Source organism: Orbaceae bacterium lpD02, from assembly GCA_036251875.1.
Lineage (GTDB): Bacteria > Pseudomonadota > Gammaproteobacteria > Enterobacterales > Orbaceae > Orbus > Orbus sturtevantii.
Genome location: CP133960.1, coordinates 136,562 through 161,915, shown reverse-complemented (window position 1 = coordinate 161,915; position 25,354 = coordinate 136,562). Strand labels below are relative to the sequence as shown.

The 25,354-nt window shown below is 36.3% G+C and carries 20 protein-coding genes and 1 pseudogene; 6 read left to right on the top strand and 15 right to left on the bottom strand.

Annotated elements, in window-relative coordinates:
• Positions 1-224 precede the first annotated feature (224 nt).
• The 3 genes from RHO12_00695 to mutS all read left to right on the top strand — a co-directional run bounded on the left by RHO12_00695 (position 225) and on the right by mutS (position 4,937).
• Positions 225-605 carry an adenylyltransferase/cytidyltransferase family protein gene (locus tag RHO12_00695; protein ID WVD66305.1) on the top strand — a complete coding sequence of 127 codons (381 nt, stop codon included), beginning with the start codon at positions 225-227 and terminating at the stop codon, positions 603-605.
• Positions 602-1,741: a CDP-glycerol glycerophosphotransferase family protein gene (locus RHO12_00690; protein ID WVD66304.1), complete on the top strand. Its 1,140-nt coding sequence runs from the start codon at positions 602-604 to the stop codon at positions 1,739-1,741. Before RHO12_00695 ends, RHO12_00690 begins: the two co-directional genes overlap by 4 nt.
• 640 nt (positions 1,742-2,381) lie before the next feature.
• A complete protein-coding gene (mutS, locus tag RHO12_00685; GenBank protein ID WVD66303.1) occupies positions 2,382-4,937 on the top strand; it encodes a DNA mismatch repair protein MutS in 2,556 nt (851 codons plus the stop codon).
• 756 nt (positions 4,938-5,693) lie between these two features.
• On the opposite strand, the gene rlmF is transcribed toward mutS, so the two are convergent.
• The 4 genes and pseudogenes from rlmF to nlpD form a co-directional block, all read right to left on the bottom strand.
• Entirely contained in the window at positions 5,694-6,668 is a 975-nt protein-coding gene (gene rlmF, locus RHO12_00680) for a 23S rRNA (adenine(1618)-N(6))-methyltransferase RlmF (protein ID WVD66302.1), read from the bottom strand.
• Between the two features lie 134 nt (positions 6,669-6,802).
• On the bottom strand, positions 6,803-8,011 hold the full coding sequence (locus tag RHO12_00675) for an aldose 1-epimerase family protein (protein ID WVD66301.1): 1,209 nt from the start codon (positions 8,009-8,011) through the stop codon (positions 6,803-6,805).
• A gap of 241 nt (positions 8,012-8,252) precedes the next feature.
• Positions 8,253-8,942 (bottom strand): annotated as a pseudogene (gpmA, locus tag RHO12_00670) (2,3-diphosphoglycerate-dependent phosphoglycerate mutase).
• Positions 8,943-9,025: 83 nt separating this feature from the next.
• Positions 9,026-10,069 carry a murein hydrolase activator NlpD gene (nlpD, locus tag RHO12_00665; GenBank protein WVD66300.1) on the bottom strand — a complete coding sequence of 348 codons (1,044 nt, stop codon included), beginning with the start codon at positions 10,067-10,069 and terminating at the stop codon, positions 9,026-9,028.
• 281 nt (positions 10,070-10,350) lie between these two features.
• Between nlpD and rsmI the strand changes: the two genes are divergently transcribed.
• Positions 10,351-11,217: a 16S rRNA (cytidine(1402)-2'-O)-methyltransferase gene (gene rsmI / locus RHO12_00660; protein WVD66299.1), complete on the top strand. Its 867-nt coding sequence runs from the start codon at positions 10,351-10,353 to the stop codon at positions 11,215-11,217.
• Between the two features lie 75 nt (positions 11,218-11,292).
• Here the strand turns inward: rsmI and RHO12_00655 are convergent, their stop codons facing one another.
• Positions 11,293-11,646 carry a protein YgfX gene (locus RHO12_00655; GenBank protein WVD66298.1) on the bottom strand — a complete coding sequence of 118 codons (354 nt, stop codon included), beginning with the start codon at positions 11,644-11,646 and terminating at the stop codon, positions 11,293-11,295.
• 81 nt (positions 11,647-11,727) lie between these two features.
• Positions 11,728-11,937, bottom strand: coding sequence for a hypothetical protein (locus RHO12_00650; GenBank protein WVD66297.1), 210 nt, complete (start codon positions 11,935-11,937; stop codon positions 11,728-11,730).
• A gap of 185 nt (positions 11,938-12,122) precedes the next feature.
• On the opposite strand from RHO12_00650, the gene ygfZ reads away from it, so the two are divergent.
• Positions 12,123-13,055, top strand: coding sequence for a tRNA-modifying protein YgfZ (ygfZ, locus tag RHO12_00645; GenBank protein ID WVD66296.1), 933 nt, complete (start codon positions 12,123-12,125; stop codon positions 13,053-13,055).
• 120 nt (positions 13,056-13,175) lie between these two features.
• On the opposite strand, the gene RHO12_00640 is transcribed toward ygfZ, so the two are convergent.
• The 9 genes from RHO12_00640 to fdhD all read right to left on the bottom strand — a co-directional run bounded on the left by RHO12_00640 (position 13,176) and on the right by fdhD (position 24,652).
• Entirely contained in the window at positions 13,176-14,045 is an 870-nt protein-coding gene (locus RHO12_00640) for a YjjW family glycine radical enzyme activase (protein ID WVD66295.1), read from the bottom strand.
• On the bottom strand, positions 14,020-15,564 hold the full coding sequence (locus RHO12_00635) for a YjjI family glycine radical enzyme (GenBank protein WVD66294.1): 1,545 nt from the start codon (positions 15,562-15,564) through the stop codon (positions 14,020-14,022). The genes RHO12_00640 and RHO12_00635 overlap by 26 nt, the downstream gene beginning before the upstream one ends.
• A 53-nt stretch (positions 15,565-15,617) precedes the next feature.
• Positions 15,618-17,294 carry a bifunctional UDP-sugar hydrolase/5'-nucleotidase UshA gene (ushA, locus tag RHO12_00630; protein WVD66293.1) on the bottom strand — a complete coding sequence of 559 codons (1,677 nt, stop codon included), beginning with the start codon at positions 17,292-17,294 and terminating at the stop codon, positions 15,618-15,620.
• A gap of 185 nt (positions 17,295-17,479) precedes the next feature.
• Positions 17,480-18,781: a pyrimidine-nucleoside phosphorylase gene (locus RHO12_00625; GenBank protein ID WVD66292.1), complete on the bottom strand. Its 1,302-nt coding sequence runs from the start codon at positions 18,779-18,781 to the stop codon at positions 17,480-17,482.
• 20 nt (positions 18,782-18,801) lie between these two features.
• Positions 18,802-19,197 (bottom strand): cytidine deaminase, encoded by a 396-nt coding sequence (locus RHO12_00620; GenBank protein WVD66291.1) that lies wholly within the window; start codon positions 19,195-19,197, stop codon positions 18,802-18,804.
• Between the two features lie 16 nt (positions 19,198-19,213).
• Positions 19,214-21,172 (bottom strand): bifunctional 2',3'-cyclic-nucleotide 2'-phosphodiesterase/3'-nucleotidase, encoded by a 1,959-nt coding sequence (locus tag RHO12_00615; protein ID WVD66290.1) that lies wholly within the window; start codon positions 21,170-21,172, stop codon positions 19,214-19,216.
• Between the two features lie 61 nt (positions 21,173-21,233).
• Positions 21,234-22,484, bottom strand: coding sequence for a nucleoside permease (locus RHO12_00610; GenBank protein ID WVD66289.1), 1,251 nt, complete (start codon positions 22,482-22,484; stop codon positions 21,234-21,236).
• 192 nt (positions 22,485-22,676) lie between these two features.
• Positions 22,677-23,393: a purine-nucleoside phosphorylase gene (deoD, locus tag RHO12_00605; protein ID WVD66288.1), complete on the bottom strand. Its 717-nt coding sequence runs from the start codon at positions 23,391-23,393 to the stop codon at positions 22,677-22,679.
• Between the two features lie 464 nt (positions 23,394-23,857).
• Positions 23,858-24,652, bottom strand: a complete 795-nt coding sequence (gene fdhD / locus RHO12_00600; GenBank protein WVD66287.1) for a formate dehydrogenase accessory sulfurtransferase FdhD — start codon at positions 24,650-24,652, stop codon at positions 23,858-23,860.
• Positions 24,653-24,762: 110 nt separating this feature from the next.
• Between fdhD and RHO12_00595 the strand changes: the two genes are divergently transcribed.
• Positions 24,763-25,296, top strand: coding sequence for a DedA family protein (locus RHO12_00595; GenBank protein ID WVD66286.1), 534 nt, complete (start codon positions 24,763-24,765; stop codon positions 25,294-25,296).
• Positions 25,297-25,354: the final 58 nt, after the last annotated feature.

Here is a 25,354-nt window from a genome sequence, read left to right as displayed (position 1 = left end):
GGCTAATAGTAATTTTTACTTTATTACTGGCATACCTTCAAAAAATAGTTAATGTGGTGATTAAAAGAAAACTTATTCCAGCGACCATACTATTAAAATCCTATAGGCTATTTTATATAGTAGCCTAAATTTTATGAACTATTTTAATGAGTATTTTGTATTTCCATTAAATATTGGTATGATGTGAACAAGAATATAATTTATGTAAATAAGAAGTATATAGTATGAAAAAAGTCATTACTTATGGCACGTTTGACTACTTTCATTATGGTCATTTTATGTTATTAAAAAGAGCCGCTGATTTAGGAGACTCATTAATTGTTGGCTTATCTAGTGATGAGTTTAACACAAAAAAAAATAAACAATCATTGTTGAGTTTTGACAAAAGAAAAGAAGTATTAGAGTCATTCAACTTTATTGATTTAATTATCACTGAAAATTCTTGGGAACAAAAAATAGGAGATATAAAAAACCATAACATAGATATTTTATTTATGGGATCTGACTGGAGTATGAAATTTGATTATCTCAAAAAATATTGTGATATAGTTTATGTACCAAGAACACCTAAAATCTCTACATCTTTAATCAAAAAAATATTATGAATCCATTTAAATTAATTCGGAAAAAAATAAATACACTAAAACAAAATATGATAAAACAAGAACAAAATACTTGGTGTTTTGTTCCATATGGAGATGATTTTACAGGCAACATAAAAGCTGTTTTTGAACAAGCTAAAAAAGAAAACATAAAAATAGTAATATTAACAAGCTCAATATCATTTATAAAATACCAAGAGCATTCAATTATTATTAATTCAGCAATTAATAAATATTTTTTCGAATCAAGTGTCATTATTTGCGATCAAATGCTCTCAATATATCGATTTTTTAAATATATTGATCTGAAAAAAAAGCCAATTGTCAATGTTTGGCATGGTATTCCAATCAAAAATATGTTTCGAACATCTATTCAAAACTCTAATCCATTCTTACAACATGAGGACTTTAATTTTCATATAATTGCAAGTTCTGAGTCTGATGCAATCTCTATGGGAAAATCTTTTGGCATTCCTAAATCTAAAGTACATATCACTGGATTGCCAAGAATTGACTTTCTATTTTCAACTTTTGATTGTATGAAAGAGGAAGAAAAAAAAATTAATGAGTTGACCATAAATAAAAAATTAATCCTTTTTGCTCCAACATGGCGAGATGACAATAATAGCTATTATCAATTTAGTAATGATGAACTTATTAATCTCTCAAATTTTTTAATAAAATTTAATTGCATTATTGGAATAAGAGAACATTTTCATCACAAAAACAACTCGTATTATAATCAATTATCCTCTATAGGTGCAATAAATCTTGATAATAGAGAATTCACAAACATTGAAGTCTTATTAAAAAAAGCATCATTACTTATTACAGACTATTCTAGTTGTTATTTTGATTTCCTTTTTTTAAGAAAACCATGTATTAGTTTTTCATTTGACTATATTAAATATAATAACAAAGAGCGGGGATTTTTATATGATTTGCATGATGTCTTTGAAAGAAAGCTTTGCTTTAGATTTCAAGATGTAATTAATGAATTAGAAAACATAATGAAAAGTACACACCTTCAAGAGAATGATTGTCTTAAATTTAATAAATTTTTTAAATTTAATGATAACCTAAATACGAATAGAGTCATATCTCTTGTAAAGCAATTAACATTTTCAAAGCATACATGATTTAATCCCCACTAACCTTTTAATTTATTTAATAATGATTTAAGCCTAATAGCGCAGCATCGCTTAATAGCAAAAAATATTTTTTATCGTCTGCCCACTGTTATCAGAGTATTTTTTAGCATTTCTTTAACTGTATTGTTAAGCGATACAACGCCTTCCCTAGCGTCACTAATATTAATTTTTTTGTTAATTAACTCATTATTTTCTAAAGAGGATAAAACTCTAGTCACACTGGTGCCATTAATCCAATTTAATTTGCTAAAGAGATTCTATTCAATTTTATTCATAATAATCCTCTCAAAATAAATAAGCTTGAAATATACTTGATTAATCATTTATTATGCAAAATTATTTGAATAAAAATTCATCCTCACAGCTGCCAATATTTTTGATTGAAAGATCCCGCTCTATAAAGACTGTGCATATTTAGATAATTTATTTGTGGCATGTTTACAGATAAGCGAAGAAATAAACAAATAGTTTAAAATATACTCTTTTATTCATTATAGGTAATAAAAATAGCGCTCTGCTTAAAAATAATAATCAGTTATAATTGTATTGTTAATTTATACGACCTAGTAATAATAACTAAAAATCAATTAACTCATTGCAAAAATAAAAAATAAGTTGAAATGCTATTATGAATGAAAATCTAAATACCAACCACACCCCCATGATGCAGCAGTATTTAAAGTTGAAAGCTGAAAATCCCGATATTTTATTATTTTATCGAATGGGTGATTTTTATGAGCTATTTTATGATGATGCTAAAAAAGCATCGCAACTGTTAGATATTTCCCTCACTAAGCGTGGCGCTTCGGCGGGTGAACCAATCCCAATGGCGGGCGTTCCTTATCATGCGGTTGAAGGTTATTTGGCTAAATTAATTTCACTCGGTGAATCGGTGGCGATTTGTGAACAAATTGGCGATCCCGCAATCAGTAAAGGCCCGGTTGAGCGCAAAGTAGTGCGCATTGTTACGCCTGGTACGGTCAGTGATGAGTTATTACTTGAAGATCGCAAAGACAATTTATTAGCCGCTATTTGGCAAGAGCCGAGCGGTTATGGTTATGCAACACTGGATATTAGTTCTGGCCGTTTTCATGTGTTTGAGTGCGATAATAAAGAAACCATGCAAGCAGAGCTACAGCGCACAAGCCCGGTTGAAATACTCTATCCTGAAGATTTTAAATCGATGGTGCTAATTGAAAATCGCCACGGTTTACGCCGTCGACCACTTTGGGAGTTTGATTTAAATACCGCCAGGCAGCAACTTAATATGCAATTTGGCACCAAAGATTTAATCGGCTTTGGGGTTGAGCAATCAATTAAAGCGTTAAAAGCAGCAGGCTGCTTACTGCAATATGTTAAAGATACCCAAAAAACCTCGTTACCACATATTCGTTCCATCATCAAAGAGTCTCATGACAACTTCATTATTTTAGATGCCGCGACAAGGCGTAATTTAGAGATAACCGAAAACTTATCGGGTAGTACCGAAAATACGTTAGCAAAAATATTGGACAAAACCCAAACCGCGATGGGTAGCCGCATGCTAAAGCGTTGGCTACATGCGCCAATTCGCGACCTAATGGTACTAAACCAACGGCAAACATCAATTAGCGAGCTGCAAAATCATTATCAAGAGATTCAGCCGCTATTAAAACAAATTGGTGATATTGAGCGCATTTTAGCAAGGCTTGCCCTGCACTCAGCAAGACCGCGAGATTTTGCTAGATTGCGCGACGCTTATAATATCTTACCGGTGTTACAACAAAGTCTTAAGCATATTGATAACTCTTATTTAATTGCGCTTAGCCAATACATCAACACCTTTGATGATATTGCCGATTTACTTAATCACGCTATTATCGAGGCGCCGCCAGTGTTGATCCGTGATGGAGGGGTGATTGCCGAAGGTTATAATGCCGAGCTTGATGAACTTCGTGCTTTAGCGGCTGGCGCGACCAGTTACCTTGACCAGCTAGAAATTAGGGAGCGCCAAACATTAGGTATTGATACGCTAAAAATCGGTTTTAATGCTATTCATGGGTATTATATTCAAATTAGCCGCGGCCAAAGCCATTTGGCGCCAATTCATTATACGCGCAGACAAACCTTAAAAAATGCTGAGCGCTATATTATTCCCGAATTAAAAGAGTATGAAGATAAAGTACTGACCTCAAAGGGCAAAGCACTGGCACTTGAAAAATCCCTGTATGAGGAGCTATTTGCAATATTATTGCCACAATTAGGTCAAATGCAAAAAAGTGCAGAATCATTAGCCGAACTTGATGTACTTGCAACGTTAGCAGAGCGGGCTGAGACATTAAATTATAGTTGTCCTAAATTGACTACGGAAAAAGGGATCCATATTGAAAATGGCCGCCATCCGGTGGTTGAAAAGGTATTATCCGAGCCGTTTATCGCCAATTCGTTGGCTTTATCACATCAGCGGCGAATGTTAATTATTACCGGCCCCAATATGGGCGGTAAAAGTACCTATATGCGGCAAGCCGCGCTAATTACCTTACTCGCTTACATTGGTAGTTTTGTGCCAGCGTCACATGCCTCAATTGGTCCAATTGACCGTATATTCACCCGGATCGGCGCATCAGATGATTTAGCCTCTGGCCGCTCGACGTTTATGGTCGAAATGACCGAAACCGCCAATATTATGCATAACTCGACTGAACATAGCCTCGTACTGATGGATGAGATAGGCCGTGGCACTTCCACTTACGATGGTTTATCGCTAGCTTGGGCATGTATTGAAGCATTAGCGAATCAAACCAAAGCGATGACGCTTTTTGCAACTCATTACTTTGAATTAACGCAGCTGCCAGAAAGCATTAACGGCGTTTATAATGTCCATTTTGATGCGATTGAACATGACAATACCATTGCCTTTATGCACGCCGTTGCCGATGGTGCCGCCAGTAAAAGTTTCGGTATTGCCGTTGCAGGACTTGCGGGCGTGCCAAATAGTATTTTAAAGCGCGCTAAACAAAAACTTAAAGAGTTGGAGCTGCTATCTAAAAACTCATCACATAGCCATGTTGATAGTTCACAATTAAACTTTATCACTGAACCCGAAGTGTCAGAGGTCGAAGCGGCGTTACACGCTATTGAGCCTGATTCATTGACACCAAAACAAGCATTAGAAGTATTATATAAATTAAAAAATTTACTCTGATTGGCTAATTAATAAGAAAAAAGGCACGTTAGGTGCCTTTTTAAGCATGCTATTTAGGTATTTTGGTAACTAGCCCCAACTTTTTCATGACGCGCCTTACTTTATCCAGCCCTAACTTAAACCCTTTTTTAATTAACTCAACTAACATTCAGCGTTTACCATAGATACCGTCCATATCTTGATGAACTGCTTTCATCGCTATTTCAAGTCGAATATTAGCGAGTTTAGATGATCTAGGTTTCATTCGATAGTAAAATGTACTCGATGACAAGGATAAACATCGACAAATCTGATGAATTGCATTACCTACCTTTCAACATCAATACGACTTGTTGTTGTTTGTCATTTCCACTGCGAAAACGGCTGAAGCCTTTTTTAAGAACTGATTATCACTTTGTAGCTGTTTAACTTGCTTTTCCAACGCTTGAATTCTCAATTGCTCAGGTATAAGAGTAGTTTTTTTCAATGTGATGCCTTGTCTTTCTTGTTGGTATTGCGTTACCCTGCACTGAAGTGACGATAAGCTTACCCCCATTGTTTTAGCTGCGTCTTTATGTGGTATAACCATAATTGAGGATAAGCTCTACACATTCTCGTTTAAATTCGCTACTTAATTATCATGTCATTGGAATATCTTCTTAGTTGAGGTTTTATCATACTGCTAAGTTTATCTCCAAAAAAGGAATGAAAGGTTGATTAGCATAAACTAGCAGGTTTGGAGGTATAACTGATGGGTAATGGTGCAAAAATTGAGGCTCAAATCATGCTATGATTTCGTAAATATTGATGTCGTTCACTTTTATCAATAAAGGTCCAAGCAATCATACGACTTATTTTTTGACCTTGTGCCATATTAATAATTTTAAAGTCAGCAACACCAACTTTATTTAATAACTTGGTCAAAATGGTTAATGTCTCTTTCTTGGCAACGAGTGAACTAAACCATAAACATTGTGACTGATAATCTTTACTCTCAATGATCATCTTGCTAATAAATTCACTTTCACCGCCTTGGCACCAAAGCTCATTATCTTGACCTGAAAAGTTGCGAATAGTTGGTCTATATGATGCTGATGACGTTGACTTAGCTAAATTGGTTACTTTTTTATAATTACTTGCCTGCGCTTCTTGTGCAGAAGCATAAAATGGTGGATTACATAGCGTAAGGGCAAAATACTCTTTTGCTTTAATGATATTGTTAAAAATCGCATTATTATCAGGTTGTAATCGGCATTGTAGTGCGTCTTTTAATTTTGGATTACTCTGCGCAATTAATGTCGCGATTTTGATTGCTGCGGGATTAATATCACTGCCGACAAATGACCAACCATATTCGCCATGACCAACAATCGGATAAATGGCATTCGCTCCAACACCAATATCAAGTACTCGTATCGGCTTACTTTGTGGAATAAGTCCGTGATTCTCGTCAGCCAATAAATCAGCTAAATAATGAATATAGTCTGCGCGGCCAGGTACGGGTGGGCATAAATAGCTATCAGGAATATCCCAATAGATTAGTTTATAAAAATGTAATAATAGTGCCTTATTTAGCATTTTAACCGCAATAGGATTGGAAAAATCCACCGACAAATTGCCATATTGATTTTCATAAATAAACGGAGCAAGTTCAGGCAGTGTTTGTGCTAGCTGTAAAAAATCATAACCAAGGCGATGTCGATTACGGCTATGAAGTTGTGCTTTTACTGACCCAATGGCGGCTTTGTCCATGTCATCTCATTACTATAAAAATAAAACCAGCCAGTATTATAGATATTTTTGCCAGTAAAGCCAAAAGTACATCATTAAAAATAAAATTTAATAGAATAATGATGCTCTAAGCACCATTATTCAGATTTTAAGCGTTATTCATAAGCCATCGGCTGCGTTTCAACATGCGTTTCTCTATCACCTTGAATCGATTTAATTTGATTTTTATAATTATCAACTGATGCTTTACCAGCGAGTAAACGATAAGTTAATGTGAATTCGGCACTCTCGCCGGGTTGTAATTGACGAACGCGCTGTTGTTCCCTTTCTATCGTAACGGGATAAGCAAAGCTAGTGCCGGGCTCTAAGCCGGTGACATAACCTTGTTTTAAGGTATCGGTATTTTTCCATAATGATAAATAAGGTAGCTGTTTAAGATTAAATTCAATGCCAGCGCCTTTATCACCGGCTTTATTAGCAACCATGACTTTAGTTTGGTCATTATTATCACCGTAAGGATAGATATTAAATACCATTTCATCAAAGCCTTTAGTTGGGCCTAAATAGGTTTGCCATGTTGCCAGCCCCTCTTTGGCATAATCATTAAACGGTGAAATTTCTTTGACTGGTGCAACAAACTGGGCATCTTGTTCTAAGATTGGCGTACCAAAATTGCTATGATAGATGATTTGATAATCTCGTGTATAATCGCCTTGATTAGTGACCACATCATGAACAGTGAATGATTTGCTACCTGGTACATAGCTTAATGAAGCCCATGTTTCTAAATTGCTTTTCTTAAAGGCTTTTTCTTTAATCAGTCCTTTTACCGTAATGGTGTATGGCGCTGTATCGGCAACATCAACAACTAATTTGGATACTGGCGTATTACCCGCATTACCATGCAAAGTATACATCATTCCGTCGGCAGCAACCGCATGTCCCGTCCATTCAAAACCACAACGTACCATCATTTCATTAAAGCCTTCCAGCCAACCTATGCCACCGCGGCTTTCTAGGTTAATATTGACGGGATTGACGACTTCATTAACTGGCGAATCCCAGCCCATTCTGACCCCATCACCTTCAACTGACAAAATCCCCATACCACGGGTTGGACTAAGCTTTATTACCAATCCATCACTTGTAATCGTAATAACTTCACTACCCTCTTGTTTGCCACCTTTTAATACGGTATTTTTGACAGAAAATGGCGTTGCTTGGGCATTAATATCTTTATTTGAAATTGACCAATCACCCGTTGATATTCCATTCTCACTATCAATTAACACAAACTCTTTAGCAAACGCGCTACTTGAGGCAAAACTTAATATCATCGCTAGCGAAATAATTTTTATTTTCATACTATTATTCTCCACAAAGTGTGCTATTTTAATTAAACTGAATCGTTTCAGCTAATATGGCATAAAGAGCAATAATTCGGCAAATATAAAACATAAGAATGAGAGCTTATTCACATTTTTATAAAAAAATAGCCCAACTAAAAGTCAGGCTACCTTATGTGATTAAAGGAAATAAAAATTATTTGGCTTTACCTTGATTGGCAACAGCTGCTGCTTTAGCGGCAATAGCTGCTGCATCACCTAAATAATAGTGTTTAATGACTTTCATCTTATCGTCAAATTCATATACCAATGGTACGCCTGTCGGTATATTTAAATCAATAATTTGATCATCACTAATATTATCGAGATACTTAACTAAAGCGCGTAATGAGTTACCATGCGCAGCAATAATAACGCGTTCACCTTTTGCAATACGGGGGGCAATAGTGGTTTGCCAATATGGTAGAACGCGCTCAATCGTTAGGGCTAAACTTTCGGTCAATGGTAGTTCCTTATCATTTAAGCCTTTATAACGGCTATCATGGCCAGGATAACGATCATCTGACTTTTCAAGTGCTGGAGGGGTAATTGCAAAACCCCGACGCCATAATTTGACTTGTTCATCACCATATTTAGCGGCAGTTTCTGCTTTATTTAAACCTTGCAAAGCACCATAGTGGCGCTCATTTAAACGCCAGCTTTTTTCTTCAGGTACCCAAGGTTGTTCGACACCATCTAAAACATGCCATAGCGTATGAATTGCACGAGTTAATACCGAAGTATAAGCGTAATCAAACTGAAATCCTTCTGCTTTTAGTAATTTACCCGCTTCTTTCGCTTCTTGATGTCCTTTCTCTGAAAGATCAACATCAGTCCAACCGCAAAAACGATTTTCTTTATTCCACTCACTCTCGCCGTGTCTGATTAAAACTAATTTTTTAACTGCCATGGATAACTCCTCTATTAATTAATTTTTACAATATTACAAACACGCTCACGCTTCATTTAGCTTATTTTTTATTATTCTATTGACTATTTAGGCAAATATTTTAATGGATCAACAGATTTTGCTTGGTAACGGATTTCAAAATGCAAACGTACTGAATTTGTCCCTGTATTACCCATCGTTGCGATCTGCTGTCCAGCTTTCACATCTTGCTGCTCTTTAACTAAAATACTCTGGTTATGTGCATAAGCCGTTAAGTAATCATCATTATGTTTGATAATAATTAAATTTCCATAACCAGGTAAAGCATTGCCCGCATAAACAACACGCCCATCGGCTGCTGCGGTAATTTTTTCGCCTAGAGATCCTGCAATATCAATCCCTTTGGTTGCATTAGAGAAGGTTTCAACTAATTTACCTCTCACTGGCCATTGCCACTTGATATTCGCAACTGTAGTTGATGGTCTATTTACTATAGCCGCTGCTGCCCCTGTTGACGTAGTTGTCGTGACTCGAGTAGTCGGTTTCACCTTATTTGATGTTGTTGTCGTTGTGGTTGTCGTTTTAGTCGCGGTTGGTTTTTGTGTGCCAACCTTAGTTGTTGTCTGTTTGGTAACAACAACCGTTGTACCTCCGCTGACATCAAGGACTTGATTAACATTTAGATCATAAGGTGCCTTAATATTATTTTTGGCCGCTAATGAACGGAAGTCATTACCAGTGATCCAAGCGATATAAAAGAGCGTATCACCACGTTTAACCGTATAAGTATCGCCCTTATAACCACCTTTAGGTATATCGTCATAATTGCGATTATAGGTCATTCGTTCATGAGTTGTTGTAACGACATTACCATCAACGGTTGAAGAATAAGTATTATTTGCCGCATTAGTTATATTTGTAGCAGCGATACTAGTTGTTTTATTAGAAGTAGATATATTTGTTGGCGGCGCAATATAGGCAGAAGACGAATTATCTATAACCGTTCTAGATGAGGTAGAATGCGATGGCTCAGATAAATTTTCAATTTTAGCTGGATTTGTCTGCGTACATGCGGAAATCGCTATAGCAAGCGAACTTATCGAAAAAATTTTAATCAGTTTATTATTTATTTTTAAATTGTCTAACATTATCAAGGCTACACTCCCAAACACATTTTTTTCATTAATTAATTCATAAGAATCAGTAAGATAATAAGCTTAACTAATTAATAGTCAGTGGGCTTAAATTAGTATTATTATACATAAAATATACAAACTACAATGATAATACTTACTCTTAATTACGCCTAGTGAATATTTAATTAAATTTGTTGAAATATTGTATATAATAATTGCCCTAAATAACTTATTTTTTGTGCTATTTATAGTAAATCACACTATAACGGAATACGCCAAAATGGCTGCCTATTATGACATCATCGATTATCATTGAGCCCTCTACACTTTATATTGTTGCCACACCGATTGGTAATTTAGGTGATATTACATTACGAGCCATCGACACATTAAAACATGTTGATCTCATTGCAGCAGAAGACACACGGCATAGTGGATTACTATTGCAGCACTTAAGTATACATGCAAAATTATACCCTTTGCATGACCATAACGAACAGCAAAAAGCACAACAGCTAGTCGAAAAACTAAAATCAGGATTATCGATTGCACTAATTTCGGACGCTGGCACACCATTAATTAATGATCCTGGTTACCATTTAGTCAAGACATGTAGAGAACAAAACATCAAAGTAGTCCCCATTCCCGGAGCTTGTGCTGCAATCGCGGCATTATGTGTTAGCGGGTTGCCTACCGATAAGTTCTGTTATGAAGGTTTCTTGCCGGCTAAAAGCAAAGCAAGAATCGATTATTTGACGCAATTACAACAAGAAACTCGCACTTTGGTTTTTTATGAGTCTACTCATCGTATTATTGATAGCCTTCATGATATGGTTGCTGTCTTTGGTAAAGATAAATCAATCGTACTGGCAAAAGAGTTGACTAAATCATGGGAAACTATTGTCCAGTTATCAATAAGTGAGTTGATAATGTGGTTAATCGAAGATGAAAATCGCCAAAAAGGTGAGTTTGTTTTGATTCTTGAAGGTTATAAAAAGAGTAGCGATGAAGCGCTTGACCCTACTGCAATTAAATTACTTAACCGCCTACAACAAGAATTGCCACTAAAAAAAGCGGCAGCTATTGTTGCCGACGTTTATGGATTAAAAAAGAATCAGCTTTACCAACTTGGTTTAGATAATAAGAGTGAACAAAACTAAAAATAGGGCTATACGTAATTTGGCTTATTTTTTATTGCAGCTCCCAATTGTCATGAACAGCGCAGTAACATTAAATCAAATAGTAATAAGCTGGCGAAGAAAATAGTGTAAACTACGCCAATCTTGGCGCGAAAAACTATCATCCATTAACCATAACGTCTGCTGTTTGCCACTGCGTATTGATATTATATTAATAATAACTGCATAACGGAAAAATAGAGGTCTTTTAACAATAACCCAACGCTGCCGAGCAAAATATAGCTCATTACTATCATAAAATATCGCTAGCTCTCGGCGTATTGTTTTATGATAGCAGCATCCTCGCCACCATTCAAAAATAAGCAAAAGAAGGCCGGCCGGACTTAAAAAATCTAAATAAGTATCAGCCAATTGAATTATTAGAACAATACTAAAAATACTATAAAACACAGTAATCAGCCAAAATTGCTTTGTTGAATTAACTAGCTCAGTTCGCCACATGTTGTTGTCGATATAGTTGAAGTAAATTAATTAATGCTGGCAAGTGTGGTATCCAATTCTTTGTTTAAAGAAGCACTCAAATAAAGTTAGATCATCTAACATCAACAATAGAGAAAAATGGAATTGTTGCAGTACATTTAATAGATGATAAACCTTTTCAAAAAAAGCGAATAAATAAGCAGCAAGCGCCTTCTTATCGCGTCGACATGACCAGCTAATTTTTGCTCGATTGACAACCATAAGACTCTCCTTTACTTATTATTTAATGAAATTCTATGCTATGAAATAACCGATAAATAACAATTTATAATGATTTCGCGCGATCTATCACAAATAGATACAATTATTAATCTAATAATGATAGCTATCTTAATTCCAAACTACTTGTATGTTATATTGAATAAAAAATATTGAAGGACCTTTTTATGTTGCATACATCACAAGTATTACCGCTAAGTAAAATTTCATTAACAGACTGGCAGCTGATTAAAGTATCTGGCGTCGATAATAGCAAATTTTTACAAGGTCAATTGACCTCGGATATGAATAAGCTGACTGATAAAAATTTTTTGTTTGCCGCTCAATGCGAGCCTAAAGGTAAAGTGTTGAGTAATATGTTACTGTTTAAACAGGGTGATGATATTTATTATATTGAGCGAGAAAGTGTTGTTGACACTCAACTTAAAGAGCTTAAAAAATATGCTGTTTTTTCAAAAGTTACCTTCAACATCGATACTGATCTAACTATTATCGGTATTGCAGGCAATAGTAACCATCATCAATTGACGGAGATTGCAGGATTATTCAATGATGCGCAAAACTGCACTAGTTTAAATGATCTCACTTACTTAAGAATTAATTTTCCAACCCCTCGTTATATTATTATCGGCAAAGAACATGATATTAACCAATTAGCATTAGTAAAAGAGTGTCAGGTACAATCTGCTGAACAGTGGGCACTGTTAGATTTAGAAGCAAATTATCCCATTATTGATATGCCATTAACGAACGAGTATTTGCCCCAAGCTTTTAACCTACAAAACTTTGATGCGATTAATTTTGATAAAGGTTGCTATTGTGGGCAAGAAATGGTGGCTAGAGCACAATATCGCGGTATCAATAAACGAGCACTCTACTTATTAGCTGGTCAAAGCGAAAAATTGCCGGTCATTGGCGATACTTTAGAACAGAAAATGGATGAAAACTGGCGTGAAACGGGCCGCATAACAGCGACTTTAAGACTTAATGATCAATCTATTTGGGTGCAAGCTATTTTAAATAATGATTTAGATACAGATACCATATTTAGGGTTAAAAATAGCCCGACTAGCCAACTAGCGCTAAAACAAGTTAAATAATCAACTTGCACAAATTATAAAGGGCTTTAAATTGATGCCCTGTTCTATAGTTTAATAATTATTTATATTATGACTATAGCCAAATTTATTATTGCTGCTGTTATAGTCACATACTAGCGTTTACGTTAAATAAACCGCAGGCAATGTTAGCTTATTTAAGCCATATTTACTTAATTGAGTGGCAAAATTTTCAACGTCACGTTGCGTCGCGCTGTGCCAATTTTTAGCATTGCCCGTAACACCATGGGAATGAAATGCATTAATCCTAATACGAGGTTTGTGGGGTAATAAGTTTAAAAATTCAGCAATTTTCGCAACGTTAAATAATAAGTCTGTCTGCTCGGGAATTAATAATAAACGCACTTCGTATAGCTGATTTCTAGCCGCTAAATAATTAATTGAATCTTTAACGCGCTGATTATCTCGCCCAGTTAAATATTTATGAACGTGATTATCCCAAGCTTTAAGATCAATCATTGCGCCATCCATTAACGGAATTACTTTTTGCCAGCCCTGCCGAGGCAAATAACCATTACTATCAATAAAACAGGTTAAATGCTTTAAATCAGCGGTACTTTTTATCTGAGCAAATAGTTGTTGAATAAATGGAAGCTGCAACGTGGCTTCGCCACCACTAAATGTAATGCCATTTAAAAAAGGAAGGTATTTTCTAATTACAGTCAGCATCTCCTCAACACTATAACGATAAGTCATTGGTGACGATTGATTAGGACATATTTGGATACAGGTATCACATTGCTTACACTGCTCAGATTGCCATACCGTTTTACCCTTATCAAATGATAGTGCTAAGTTTGGGCAATTACCAACACATTGCCCACAATTCTGGCATAATTGAATAGTATAAGGGTTATGACAATTTAAGCAGTGAAAATTGCACCCCTGCAAAAAAATAACTAAACGGTTACCTGGTCCATCAACACATGAAAAAGGTAATATTTTATTAACTATGGCCCATGTTTTGTTCATGGCTAATCACCCTAGGCTGACGATGTAAAAAGCCGCTGCTATCCGAGGCGGCTTCACTCCCTAAAACAGTAGTATTCGTGCGGGAACCTTGCTGCTTAAATTTGGCAATATCTGATAATCTAACCATATAACCCGTGACACGCACTAAATCATTACCACTAATATTAGCGGTAAATTCTCGCATGCCTAATTCAAATGCGGCTAGACAAATTTTTAATAGTGCTGCTTGATTATTTTTTATGGTTTCATCAATTGTTAATATATCGCTAATACCTGAACTATAATATTTGTGATGTACAAATACCGACATAATATGACTAACGGGATCTGGCTCTTCACCGTAAGGAATTCTTACCCCTGGCGTTAACCCATGATCAATACTAATACCAGATTGAGCATGTAGCATCGCCTTATTACGCCAGCCATACGTTACGGTATGTTGGTTAACAAAATCGGCGAGTTGTTGGCTGATTTCTAATGCTAATAAGTCTGCTTGTTCATCTTGTCCGTAACGTCCGCTTAAATGGGCTTTCTCTTGTAAAATATTCACAGCTTCAGCCATCGCAAATATACCGAACATCGGGGCGAATCGCTCTGGCTTAATTAACCCCTCATTAACAAGAAAACTATTGGTAAAAAAATTGGATTTTTCATAAAGAAACTGTGATCTTTCTTTAATCAAATTTAACTGTAATCGGCAATAATAAGGTAGCATGTTGGTTAAAAAATCATGACGGTCTTCACTACGCAGTGCGACTTCTTTTAAATTAATACGAGACAACGTGCTTCCCCCACCAGCAACCGGCAGTGAATTATAACAACTAACCACACCAAAACCCATTTTATCAAAATCTTTAGCGATAAGATTATAGTTCGCAATATGTGGTTTTCCTGTTTCACAAATACAAGCTATAGCTACAGTAAGAAGCGATTCCGGCGTTATTTTTTCATCATAAAAAAAGGTCAGATTGGGCGCGACCTGTTTTAGCTCTCGATCAATACGCAAGAGTAATCGACAGATAATATTATCGCTAGGACCAATATTCGCGTGCATAAACGCATCAGGTAGATTACGATCTAACATAATCCAAAACCGTTTTAATCTAGCGTACAATTCATTTTCGGTAAGTGAACCAACATAAGGTAATAATAACTCATCAAGACGTCCGAGATAAACGGGCATTCCCGTTACTGAGGGGACATGGTGATAGATAATAGTTAACATGTTTAAAGCATCGTCAAAATCGTTAGCTGGCTCTAATTCTAGCCATACTGAGCCTTGTTTTAAATATAGTTGATAATCAGGCAACACATAACGAGGCTTATAAGGCGCGTGCCCTTCATACATATCACAAATAACTCGCTGCTCTAAAGCGTGCTTGGTTTCAAGATCAAGTTCAACATAAGGTAAATGGTTTTCAGCAAGTAGGGCTAAATTATTGCTCTTTTGCTTGGGCGATAAATTACTATCAGTAACGACCCGATAACACTGTTGCTGAAAAGCGGTCATGTTTGTCATACAATTTCCCCATTAAATATGATTTATCAGAACGTAAAGAAAAATTTTTTAATTTATTGATTAATAATAAATTGTTTGGGTTTGTAATCATCCGCATTAATTGGTGAATGACTTGCAAAATACTGTTTTATGACATCAGCATCGCGATAACCGGTATCTACAAACGAAGATAATTTATTGACAATCGGATAACCATCCCCACCTGCAGCTAAAAAATCGAGCGTGGCAATACGATATTTTTTATCTAACTCCAATGGTTTACCCTTTACTTTTACCGCAACAATTTTATCATCATGAAGAGTGAGCGTTAGATTACGAAAATGCGCATAAGCACCCGCTCCGGGTTTTTTATTAACCGCCGCGGTTAAATAAGCAAGCAGATCCGCGCCTTTTAATTCAAAATACACCACACTATTGCCAAATGGTTCAACTTTTAAGATATCTCGATATGAAATATTGCCCTCGAGCAATGAATCTCTAATCATACCACCAGACATAACGCCCACATCTGCATTGGTTTTTTCAATAAACGCACTTAACAATAGTTGACCTAGATTTGTTTGTTGAAACCTGACTTTATCTCGTGCACCTTCTAACCGACCTTGCAATTGACCAACAACAGTTAATAATTGCTGATGACCTTTTTCTTGATAAGGCGTTAAAAAATCTTGCATCTCTGGGTTTGGTAAAATTTCTTGGGTATAAAACTCGAGTCGTTTTGTGTCGTTACCATTATCGACCTCTTTCTTTAAATTGATTGGAATAAGCTGATAGTTATCCAGCGTTAATTTACCATTTAAAAAAGTAAAATCAGCGCGTCCAACATATTTCCCCCACTCATGGGCTTGTACAATCCATGTGCCATTTTGCTGATCGGGTGCACAAGGTGTCCCTGGTACATATTCAGCGATTCTCTTATTAGGGCTTGCCATGCAAACTGGATTTTGAGAATGCCCGCCAACAATCATATCCAAATCACCTGTCGGCAACCCTCTCGCTAAACTGACATCTCCGGGAGCCATTGAGCCATGCTCTCCATTTGGATAATGTCCCATATGGGTAACGGCAATAATGACATCTGGATTTTCAACTGATTTTATTTCATCAATGACTTTTTTAGCTTCGGGTAATGTTTCACGGAATTCAATGCCTTGGGTATTTTTTGGCGAAGCGAGGAAGATCGTATCATCAGTTGTCAAACCTAAGACGGCAATTTTAATCCCTTGCTGGTTAAAGACTTTATAAGGGGTAAAGACTCGTTGATTATTGTGTTTAAAGTAAATGTTAGCCGATAAAAAAGGAAAATCGACCCACTTTTGTTGCTCACGAATAATCGGTAGTTCATGATCAAACTCATGGTTACCTACCGCCATTGCATCATAACCAATTTTGTTCATCCCCTTAAAATCAGGTTCAGCATTTAATGTATCTGACTCTGGTACTCCGGTATTAATATCACCACCAGATAATAAAAGAAGCTGACCACCTTTTGATGCAACCTCTTGCCGAATCTGATCAACGACTGTTTTTTGCGCTGATAAGCCATACTCACCTATCGCATTTGGCCAAAATCGCCCATGGTGGTCATTGGTATGTAATATGGTTATATAGTAAGGCGTATCTTTTTCCCAATCGACGGGCGCTTCATTTGCTAGCGCCCCACCAATAGAGAAATAAATCAATGCAGAACTGATCAGCAAGCAATAACGTTTACTTATTAAACAACGCATAACAACCTCTCAACGTAATCCCAATAACCATATGATTCGTATAAATTAAAATGTTAACTTTTCAAGTAATATCACTTACTGTAAATAAAAACTAAAAATATAAGGTAGTTATCAATGCATCATGCCCTTATTATATTTCACTGACACATTAATCCTACCGAATATTATTGCAAATTCTCACGTAATTAGTGAATTATCACTTTATGAATTAATCTTGGTGCTTTTGCTTCTGCACTAATATGAATACTGTCATAGAGTTTTTGTTTTATGACGTCTAATTTATCAGTATTAGCATGAATGGTTAACAATGACTCCCCTTCAGTTATCTTATCGCCAATTTTTTTATGCAATACAATGCCAACCGCCGGATCAATAATATCATCTTTAGTGGCTCGTCCTGCACCAAGCTGCATCGCAATAATACCGACTTTATCGGCAATAATTTTAGCAACATAACCTGATTGTTTTGCCGGTAACTCGATTTGATAAGGCGCTTTAGCTAATTTTTCAGGATGATCAACAATCGAGCTATCACCACCTTGTGCGTTAATTAATACTTTAAGTTTTTCAAGTGCTTTGCCGTTTGCAATAACGTCTTGTAATTTGCTTCTCGCCTCATCTAACGTTGTCGCTTTTCCAGCTAAAACCACCATTTGGCTGCCTAGAGTTAAAACTAGCTCAGTTAAATCGGCGGGGCCTTTGCCTTTGAGAGTATCAATCGCTTCTTTAACTTCAAGTGCATTACCGATTGCAAAGCCTAACGGCTGTGACATGTCTGAAATAATCGCCATGGTACGTCGACCAATATTATTACCAATATTCACCATTTCTTGCGCTAATTTCTCCGCATCTTCATCGGTTTTCATAAATGCACCGTCACCGGTTTTAACATCAAGAACAATAGCATCCGCACCTGCCGCTAATTTTTTACTCATAATCGAGCTGGCAATTAATGGAATTGAATTAACCGTTCCTGTCACATCACGTAGCGCATATAATTTTTTATCTGCGGGTGTTAGATTCCCTGATTGGCCAATAACAGCCACCCCTTGAGTATTAACTTGGTTGATAAACTGTTCCTTGCTTAACTCGATTTTAAAGCCGGGTATCGCTTCAAATTTATCATTCGTTCCTCCCGTATGACCAAGTCCTCTGCCGGACATTTTGGCAACGGGCACATCTAACGCTGCCACTAATGGAGCCAGCACAATTGTTGTCGTATCGCCTACACCGCCAGTTGAATGCTTGTCGACTTTAATCCCTTTAATTGCAGACAGGTCAACAGTATCGCCAGAATAGATCATCGCCGTAGTTAAATCGGCACACTCTTTTGCTGTCATCCCTTGAAAATAGATCGCCATTAGCAATGCACTCACCTGATAGTCAGGAATCGATCCATTGGTATAATTCGTGATAAAAAACTCGATTTCATCGGTTGAGAGCTCACCGCCATCACGTTTTTTTTCAATAATATCAACAATTCTCATTTTTTTTCCTTACAAATATATTAATCTAAGTCGCTAGGTGAAAATGCCCACGGCAGTAGCTCGCCAACGGTCGTATCTAAAACATCCCCTTTTAGGTTAGTCAAAATAACTGGCATATCTTTAGCACAAAATTCACAAATGACTTGGCGGCATGCGCCACACGGTGCTATTGGTCCATCTGTATCGCCAATAACTACTAGCTTTTTAAAACGACGTTTGCCTTCAGAGACAGCTTTGAATATTGCCGTTCTTTCGGCACAATTAGACAAACCATAAGAAGCATTTTCAATATTGCAACCTAAAATAACTTCATCATCCTCGGTAATTAATACCGCGCCAACGCCAAATTTAGAATAAGGAATATAAGCCATTGAACGTGCTGTTTTAGCGAGCTCTATCAGTTTTTCTATCTTCATTAATTAAACTCCTAGATTATTTAGATTCTGATTGTAAATTAATTTTATATACACCAAATCCTTGCTCATCGTTAGAAATATACGACATTGGATAATGCCCATTGTGCTCAATAAACGCTTTTGCTTTATCTGATGGAGAACTTTCAACGCGTATATCTAATGCCGCATTGCTACTAATCGGTGCTATTGTCCAATTATTATCCGCAATAGCATTAACCACGCCATCTTGTTGCGTTTTTCTAGCAATATAAGCAGATAAAATTACCCTTAAATCGTCAGGTGATGAAAATAGTACATTTTGCTCTCCTGTTCCCGGGAAACTACCGGTATAAGCACGATAACTATTTGTTGCGATAATAAAAGCTTTATCAGGGTCAATTGCTTTACCTTGATAAGTCAGATTCTTGATTCTTTGCGAATCAGGATTAATCAATTGACATGAACCATTGTAACGAGGAGGTTGAGTAATATCGATTTGATATTCAACACCATCAATTGTATCAAAATTATAGGCTCTAAAACCATCCCAATTAATTAAATATTGTGGTAGTGAGCTATTTACATCAATCTGATTATAAAAACCCGCTGAGCACTCTAGCCACTCTTTAATGTCGGCACCCTTGACTTTTAATGCACTTAGTAAATTTGGATATAAATAAATATCCGCTACATTACGAAACGTTAAATCACCTTTGCTCACATCAACATAAGCTGTTGGGTCATTTTTGCGTCCACCAGCTTTAAACGGTGCGATAGCAGACAAAACGGGTAATCCATCAAGATCGGGATCACCTTGAATATAACGCTCTACATAATCAATTTGCGCATCACTAATAATTTGTGAGGCATTATTATCTTGCACTAGCGCGAGATAGCTATTGATATCGTTAGATACTTTACCGATTGGTTTACCAACAAATTGGCGAGTATTTTGGTGATCTTCAGCAACTATCGTGGCTAGCTGCTGATCGACATCAACGATTGCTTTTTTCGTTTTTTTATCATAAATAGGACGGGCTTGTGCTTTACTAGATATAACCTGCCAATTGTCGTTATCACCCTCAACGACAAGATCAACAACACCTAAATAGCTCCCCCATTGCCCTGGCATCACCGCTGGGATACCATTAATCGTTCCTTGTTCAAGATCGGCATTCGGTAATGATTTAAAATTCTCACCAGGAAATACATCATGAGAGTGTCCAAACATGATGGCATCAATCCCATCGACTTGACTTAAGTAGTAAACAGAATTCTCGGCTAACGCTTTATAAGGCTCAGATGAAACACCAGAATGAGGAATCGCAATAACAATATCGGCGCCCTCCTTTTTCATCTGTGGTACGAGTTGTTTTGCTGTTTCGGTAATATCTTTTACGACAACTTTACCGTCAAGATTGAGTTTATCCCATAGCATAATTTGTGGAGGAACAAAGCCAATATAACCTATTTTTATAATGTGCTCTAAGCCATCACGATCAACAACCGGTGTATCGAGAATAATATACTGTTGAAAATAAGGCTTATCTGTTTTAGCATCAAAAATATTAGCGTTAACATAAGGAAATTTTGCGCCAGAAAAGCTCTTTTTTAAATAGTCTAAGCCAAAGTTAAATTCATGATTACCAAAATTGCCCACCACATAGCCCAGTTCATTCATCACTTTATAGGCTGGGTGAATTTCATTGTCTTTTAAGCCTTTATTGACAACATAATCAGCCATTGGGCTGCCTTGAATAAGGTCGCCATTATCAACTAGTACGCTATTTTTAACTTCATTTCTAGCTTGATGAATCAAATTAGCGGTTTTTACTAATCCAAATGTATCAACATATTGATCTTGATAATAATCAAAGTTAACGATATTGCCATGTAAGTCGGTTGTTTCGATAACACGTAAATCAACTGTCGCTGCATCAAGCGCGCTAGAAATCAGCAACATGATTAAGGCTAGTTTTATTTTATTTTTCTTCATCTCTCTGCCCTGTATTAAATAATTCAATGTCACAGTAATGACTAATCGCCTATAAATTTAATTAGCCATTTGACTTAAGATTAAATTCATCTTGGTCATTTTTAAATACAAACATAAACACGGTCGCAAGGATCAAGGAATATAGTGCAAATACTAACCAAATATTTGGCCAATCTTTGATGCCATCATGAGTGAAATAGTCGACTACAAAGCCGCTTCCCATCGACCCTAAATATGCACCTAACCCATTAGTCATGGTCATAAACAGACCTTGAGCACTATTGCGAACTTTTGGTTCAACTGATTTTTCAACGTAAATAGAACCAGAAATATTAAAAAAGTCGAATGCGCATCCATACACTATCATTGATAAAAATAGCCAAATAAACCCAATTGGTGATGGATCGCCATAGATAAATAGACCAAACCGAATTGCCCAAGCAATCATACTAATTAACATGACATATTTGATGCCTAATCGTTTTAGGAAAAAAGGTACAAATAGAATAAACACCACTTCAGATATTTGTGAAATTGATAATAATATAGAAGGATACTGCACAACCAGGCTATCTTTAAATTGTGGGTTTAAAGCAAAATCATGCAAGAATGGACTACCAAATGTATTTGTTACTTGTAATACCGCACCTAATAAAACGGAAAAAAGGAAGAATATTGCCATTCTTGGCTGCTTAAACAATACAAATGCATCTAAACCAAGTAAGCTACCCAGCGACTGCTTGCCTGCTTGCTTTTTGCTAACAGGAACTTTTGGTAATAATAATGTACAAGCACAAAGCAAAAGTGACGCTACCGCACTGATATACAACTGAATATTACTCAACTCGAGTTTTAGTAAACTAACAAACCACATCGCAATGATAAAACCAATCGTGCCAAATACTCTTATGCCAGGAAAATCATTGATAATATCGTACTTATTAGACTCAAGACTAAAATAAGAGATGGAGTTTGACATTGCAATGGTTGGCATATACACAAAAGAATTGATAAGTATGACAAACATCATCATGAGTGGACTAGTAATTGAGGCGGCTAAAAATAATGTGATGGCACTAATAAAGTGGCATAAAATATACAAATAGTTTGCCGGTATCCATTTATCTGCAATGATCCCAAGTAAGCTTGGCATTATTAATGATGCAATTCCCATAGTGCCGTATACTGCTCCAACTTCAATACCAGTAAAGTGCAGCACATTGATCATATAAGAACCAAATGTAATTAACCAACTACCCCATATAAAAAATTGTAAAAATAGTACGATCTTTAGCTTAGACTTAATATTCATCTACTGTAATCCCTATTCAATTTTAAAATATTTATTTCAATATATTAAATTAATATTTTTATATTCCTATTTTTCGAAATAGACGCGATATGTTCTCTTAAATTTATTAATACTTTTAGATGGCAACGAAATAACTATCAAAATGGTTATTTGAATAATTAAACCAAGATCTAAATAGTTATTTCGCGATAATTATGCGTTACTGAGTAATACGGATTCTAATGCCACGGTTATCATATCTTTAAAACCGAGCTGTCGCTCTTCTGATGTCATTTCAACGCCAGTTCGAATATGGTCAGAAACCGTACAAATCGCTAATGCTTTAGCACCAAACTCGGCAGCAACCCCATAAATACCCGCGGCTTCCATCTCAACACCCAGAATGTTATATTTTTCCATAATATCAAACATGGCCGGATTGGGATTATAAAACAGGTCACCTGAGAAGATACTTCCCACCTTGACTGGTACGTTTAACTTATTCGCCGCATCGACTGCATTACGAGCTAAATTAAAATCGGCGATCGCAGCAAAATCATGACCATTAAAACGGTTGCGGTTCACTTTTGAGTCCGTGCACGCACCCATGGCGACAATAACATCGCCCACATTGACATCAGCACTTATTGCCCCGCATGAACCTACGCGAATAATCTGTTTAACGCCATAAAATTTAATCAACTCTGTGGTATAAATAGAGCAAGATGGGATCCCCATACCATGACCCATAACGGATATTTTTCTATTTTTATAAAAACCAGTAAACCCTAACATACCTCTAACATTGGTTACTTCTACTGCATTATCTAAAAAAGCATCTGCGATAAATTTAGCCCTTAAAGGATCTCCAGGCATTAAAACGGTTTCAGCAAAAGCATCGTCGGTAGCATTAATATGGGGGGTGGTCATAATCATCTCCTAAATGTAATTTTATTTTTAATGAATCAATTTGTTATAAATACAATTTTGTACAGATTATTTTAACAACTCTAAAATACTCTTTTTAAATGCAGGCGTTTAATGTACAGCACCTTGTTTTCGACAACTTATTGGAAAAATTAGACTAAATTTATAACTTACAATGCGTGAATGATAATTTTTTTTGTTTATGAATGTCAAAAAACGACCATAGAGTGAACTAACAAGGCTCCATAGTATTAATTTTAACTTTTTTGGATGTAGGTGCAGGTCTTTAATCATATAATGTACATGTCTACGCTAAAACTGCAGTGATGGCGATTACTGTAACATGGTTAATAAGTTTGTTAAGGTTTTGCTTTAATTTTTTTGCGCTTGATCAAGTTAATTATTCATGCTTTAGCGAATTTTTATTATAATGATACGTTAAACAAAATAATAACGAAAAAATCGCTTTAACCATTTAATCGCTCTTTAGCGTTATAAATCACGCCCTTTTCACCACGAAAAAAACCAACCAAGGTTAGGTTACATTGTTGTGCCATATCGACGGCCATTGAGGTTGCGGCCGATACTGCCAGTAAAATTTCAATGCCACAACTGGCGACTTTTTGGACCATTTCGTAACTAGCTCGACTTGAGACTAGAATGATACCTTGTTGATTGGTTTGTTTGGCACGATAACCTAATAGTTTATCAAGCGCCACATGACGACCGACGTCTTCAAAACCAGCAATAAATTCCCCGCTTAAACTCAGCCAAACTGCAGCATGGGTGCAGCCGGTTTGCTCGCCAACGATTTGTACTTGTTTAAGGTATTTTAGACTATCAGTAAAATCAACTAGAGAAATATGTGCTAGTAAGGGGAGCTGAGGTAATAGCTTGCACACTTCATCAATTTGTTCGGTACCACAAATGCCACAGCCTGTTCGTCCCGTTAGGTTACGACGCTTTTCTTTTAGTGCCATAAAACGACGTGAAGATAATTCAATATGGACCTCAATACCTTTTGGTGATGTTTGAATTTCAATACCATAGATTTCATTAGGGGATTGGATGATACCTTCGGTTAATGAAAAACCAATCGCAAAGTAGTCTAAATCCTTAGGCGTCGCCATCATCACCACGTGCGAAATACCGTTGTAAATCAGCGCAACAGGCATTTCAATTGCAATCATATCAGTCTGAAGCGATGCAATGGTTGCTGCATTAAATTTATTCACGGCAATTGTTTTGATAACGTCAACCATAAGATTAGCCTTTGTTTGATAAATTATTGAAACATTCTTTTATGTGTTCTAGCCTGCTTATTGTAAAATAGATGATTCAAATTATGCAATAAAATCTCTCAGTGAGTATAATGATGTCGATACAAGAAATTACCCAGATAATTATGGATTTTATTAAGGCTCATCAAGTCTGGGCGATCCCAATTATCTTTTTATTAGCGTTTGGTGAATCGTTAGCTATCGTGTCACTGCTTATTCCTGCAACGGCAATGTTGCTTGCTTGTGGCGCGCTAATCGGTGCCGATTTAATTCCATTTATGCCAACATTTTTAGCCGCCTCAGCAGGCGCGATTATGGGCGATTGGGTCTCTTTTTGGCTAGGTAAACACTACCATCAAAACATCATTTCTTCGTGGCCGCTAAATAAACACCCTAAAACCGTTTATCGCGCTGAGCAATTTTTTCATCGTTATGGTGTAACTGGTGTATTTGTTGGACGGTTTTTTGGACCATTACGAGCAGTCGTGCCATTAATTGCTGGCGCAATGCATATGCCAACGTTAAAGTTTAATATTGGCAATATCACATCAGCCCCCGTCTGGGCATTTGCGATGCTTGCACCGGGCGCTTTTGGAATACAGTGGCTAGAAACACTATTTGGCTAAATTAGCCACCATGTTCTTTATTACTAGTTATAACGCTAATCTTTAGTATAAAAAAGGC

What these genes read in the sequence shown, in the direction of transcription:
- RHO12_00695 (WVD66305.1), top strand. Translation starts at nt 225, where the DNA reads ATGAAAAAAGTCATTACTTATGGCACGTTTGACTACTTTCATTATGGT.
- RHO12_00690 (WVD66304.1), top strand. Translation starts at nt 602, where the DNA reads ATGAATCCATTTAAATTAATTCGGAAAAAAATAAATACACTAAAACAA.
- mutS (WVD66303.1), top strand. Translation starts at nt 2,382, where the DNA reads ATGAATGAAAATCTAAATACCAACCACACCCCCATGATGCAGCAGTAT.
- rlmF (WVD66302.1), bottom strand. Translation starts at nt 6,668, where the DNA reads ATGGACAAAGCCGCCATTGGGTCAGTAAAAGCACAACTTCATAGCCGT.
- RHO12_00675 (WVD66301.1), bottom strand. Translation starts at nt 8,011, where the DNA reads ATGAAAATAAAAATTATTTCGCTAGCGATGATATTAAGTTTTGCCTCA.
- nlpD (WVD66300.1), bottom strand. Translation starts at nt 10,069, where the DNA reads ATGTTAGACAATTTAAAAATAAATAATAAACTGATTAAAATTTTTTCG.
- rsmI (WVD66299.1), top strand. Translation starts at nt 10,351, where the DNA reads ATGACATCATCGATTATCATTGAGCCCTCTACACTTTATATTGTTGCC.
- RHO12_00650 (WVD66297.1), bottom strand. Translation starts at nt 11,937, where the DNA reads ATGGTTGTCAATCGAGCAAAAATTAGCTGGTCATGTCGACGCGATAAG.
- ygfZ (WVD66296.1), top strand. Translation starts at nt 12,123, where the DNA reads ATGTTGCATACATCACAAGTATTACCGCTAAGTAAAATTTCATTAACA.
- RHO12_00640 (WVD66295.1), bottom strand. Translation starts at nt 14,045, where the DNA reads ATGAACAAAACATGGGCCATAGTTAATAAAATATTACCTTTTTCATGT.
- RHO12_00635 (WVD66294.1), bottom strand. Translation starts at nt 15,564, where the DNA reads ATGACAAACATGACCGCTTTTCAGCAACAGTGTTATCGGGTCGTTACT.
- ushA (WVD66293.1), bottom strand. Translation starts at nt 17,294, where the DNA reads ATGCGTTGTTTAATAAGTAAACGTTATTGCTTGCTGATCAGTTCTGCA.
- RHO12_00625 (WVD66292.1), bottom strand. Translation starts at nt 18,781, where the DNA reads ATGAGAATTGTTGATATTATTGAAAAAAAACGTGATGGCGGTGAGCTC.
- RHO12_00620 (WVD66291.1), bottom strand. Translation starts at nt 19,197, where the DNA reads ATGAAGATAGAAAAACTGATAGAGCTCGCTAAAACAGCACGTTCAATG.
- RHO12_00615 (WVD66290.1), bottom strand. Translation starts at nt 21,172, where the DNA reads ATGAAGAAAAATAAAATAAAACTAGCCTTAATCATGTTGCTGATTTCT.
- RHO12_00610 (WVD66289.1), bottom strand. Translation starts at nt 22,484, where the DNA reads ATGAATATTAAGTCTAAGCTAAAGATCGTACTATTTTTACAATTTTTT.
- deoD (WVD66288.1), bottom strand. Translation starts at nt 23,393, where the DNA reads ATGACCACCCCCCATATTAATGCTACCGACGATGCTTTTGCTGAAACC.
- fdhD (WVD66287.1), bottom strand. Translation starts at nt 24,652, where the DNA reads ATGGTTGACGTTATCAAAACAATTGCCGTGAATAAATTTAATGCAGCA.
- RHO12_00595 (WVD66286.1), top strand. Translation starts at nt 24,763, where the DNA reads ATGATGTCGATACAAGAAATTACCCAGATAATTATGGATTTTATTAAG.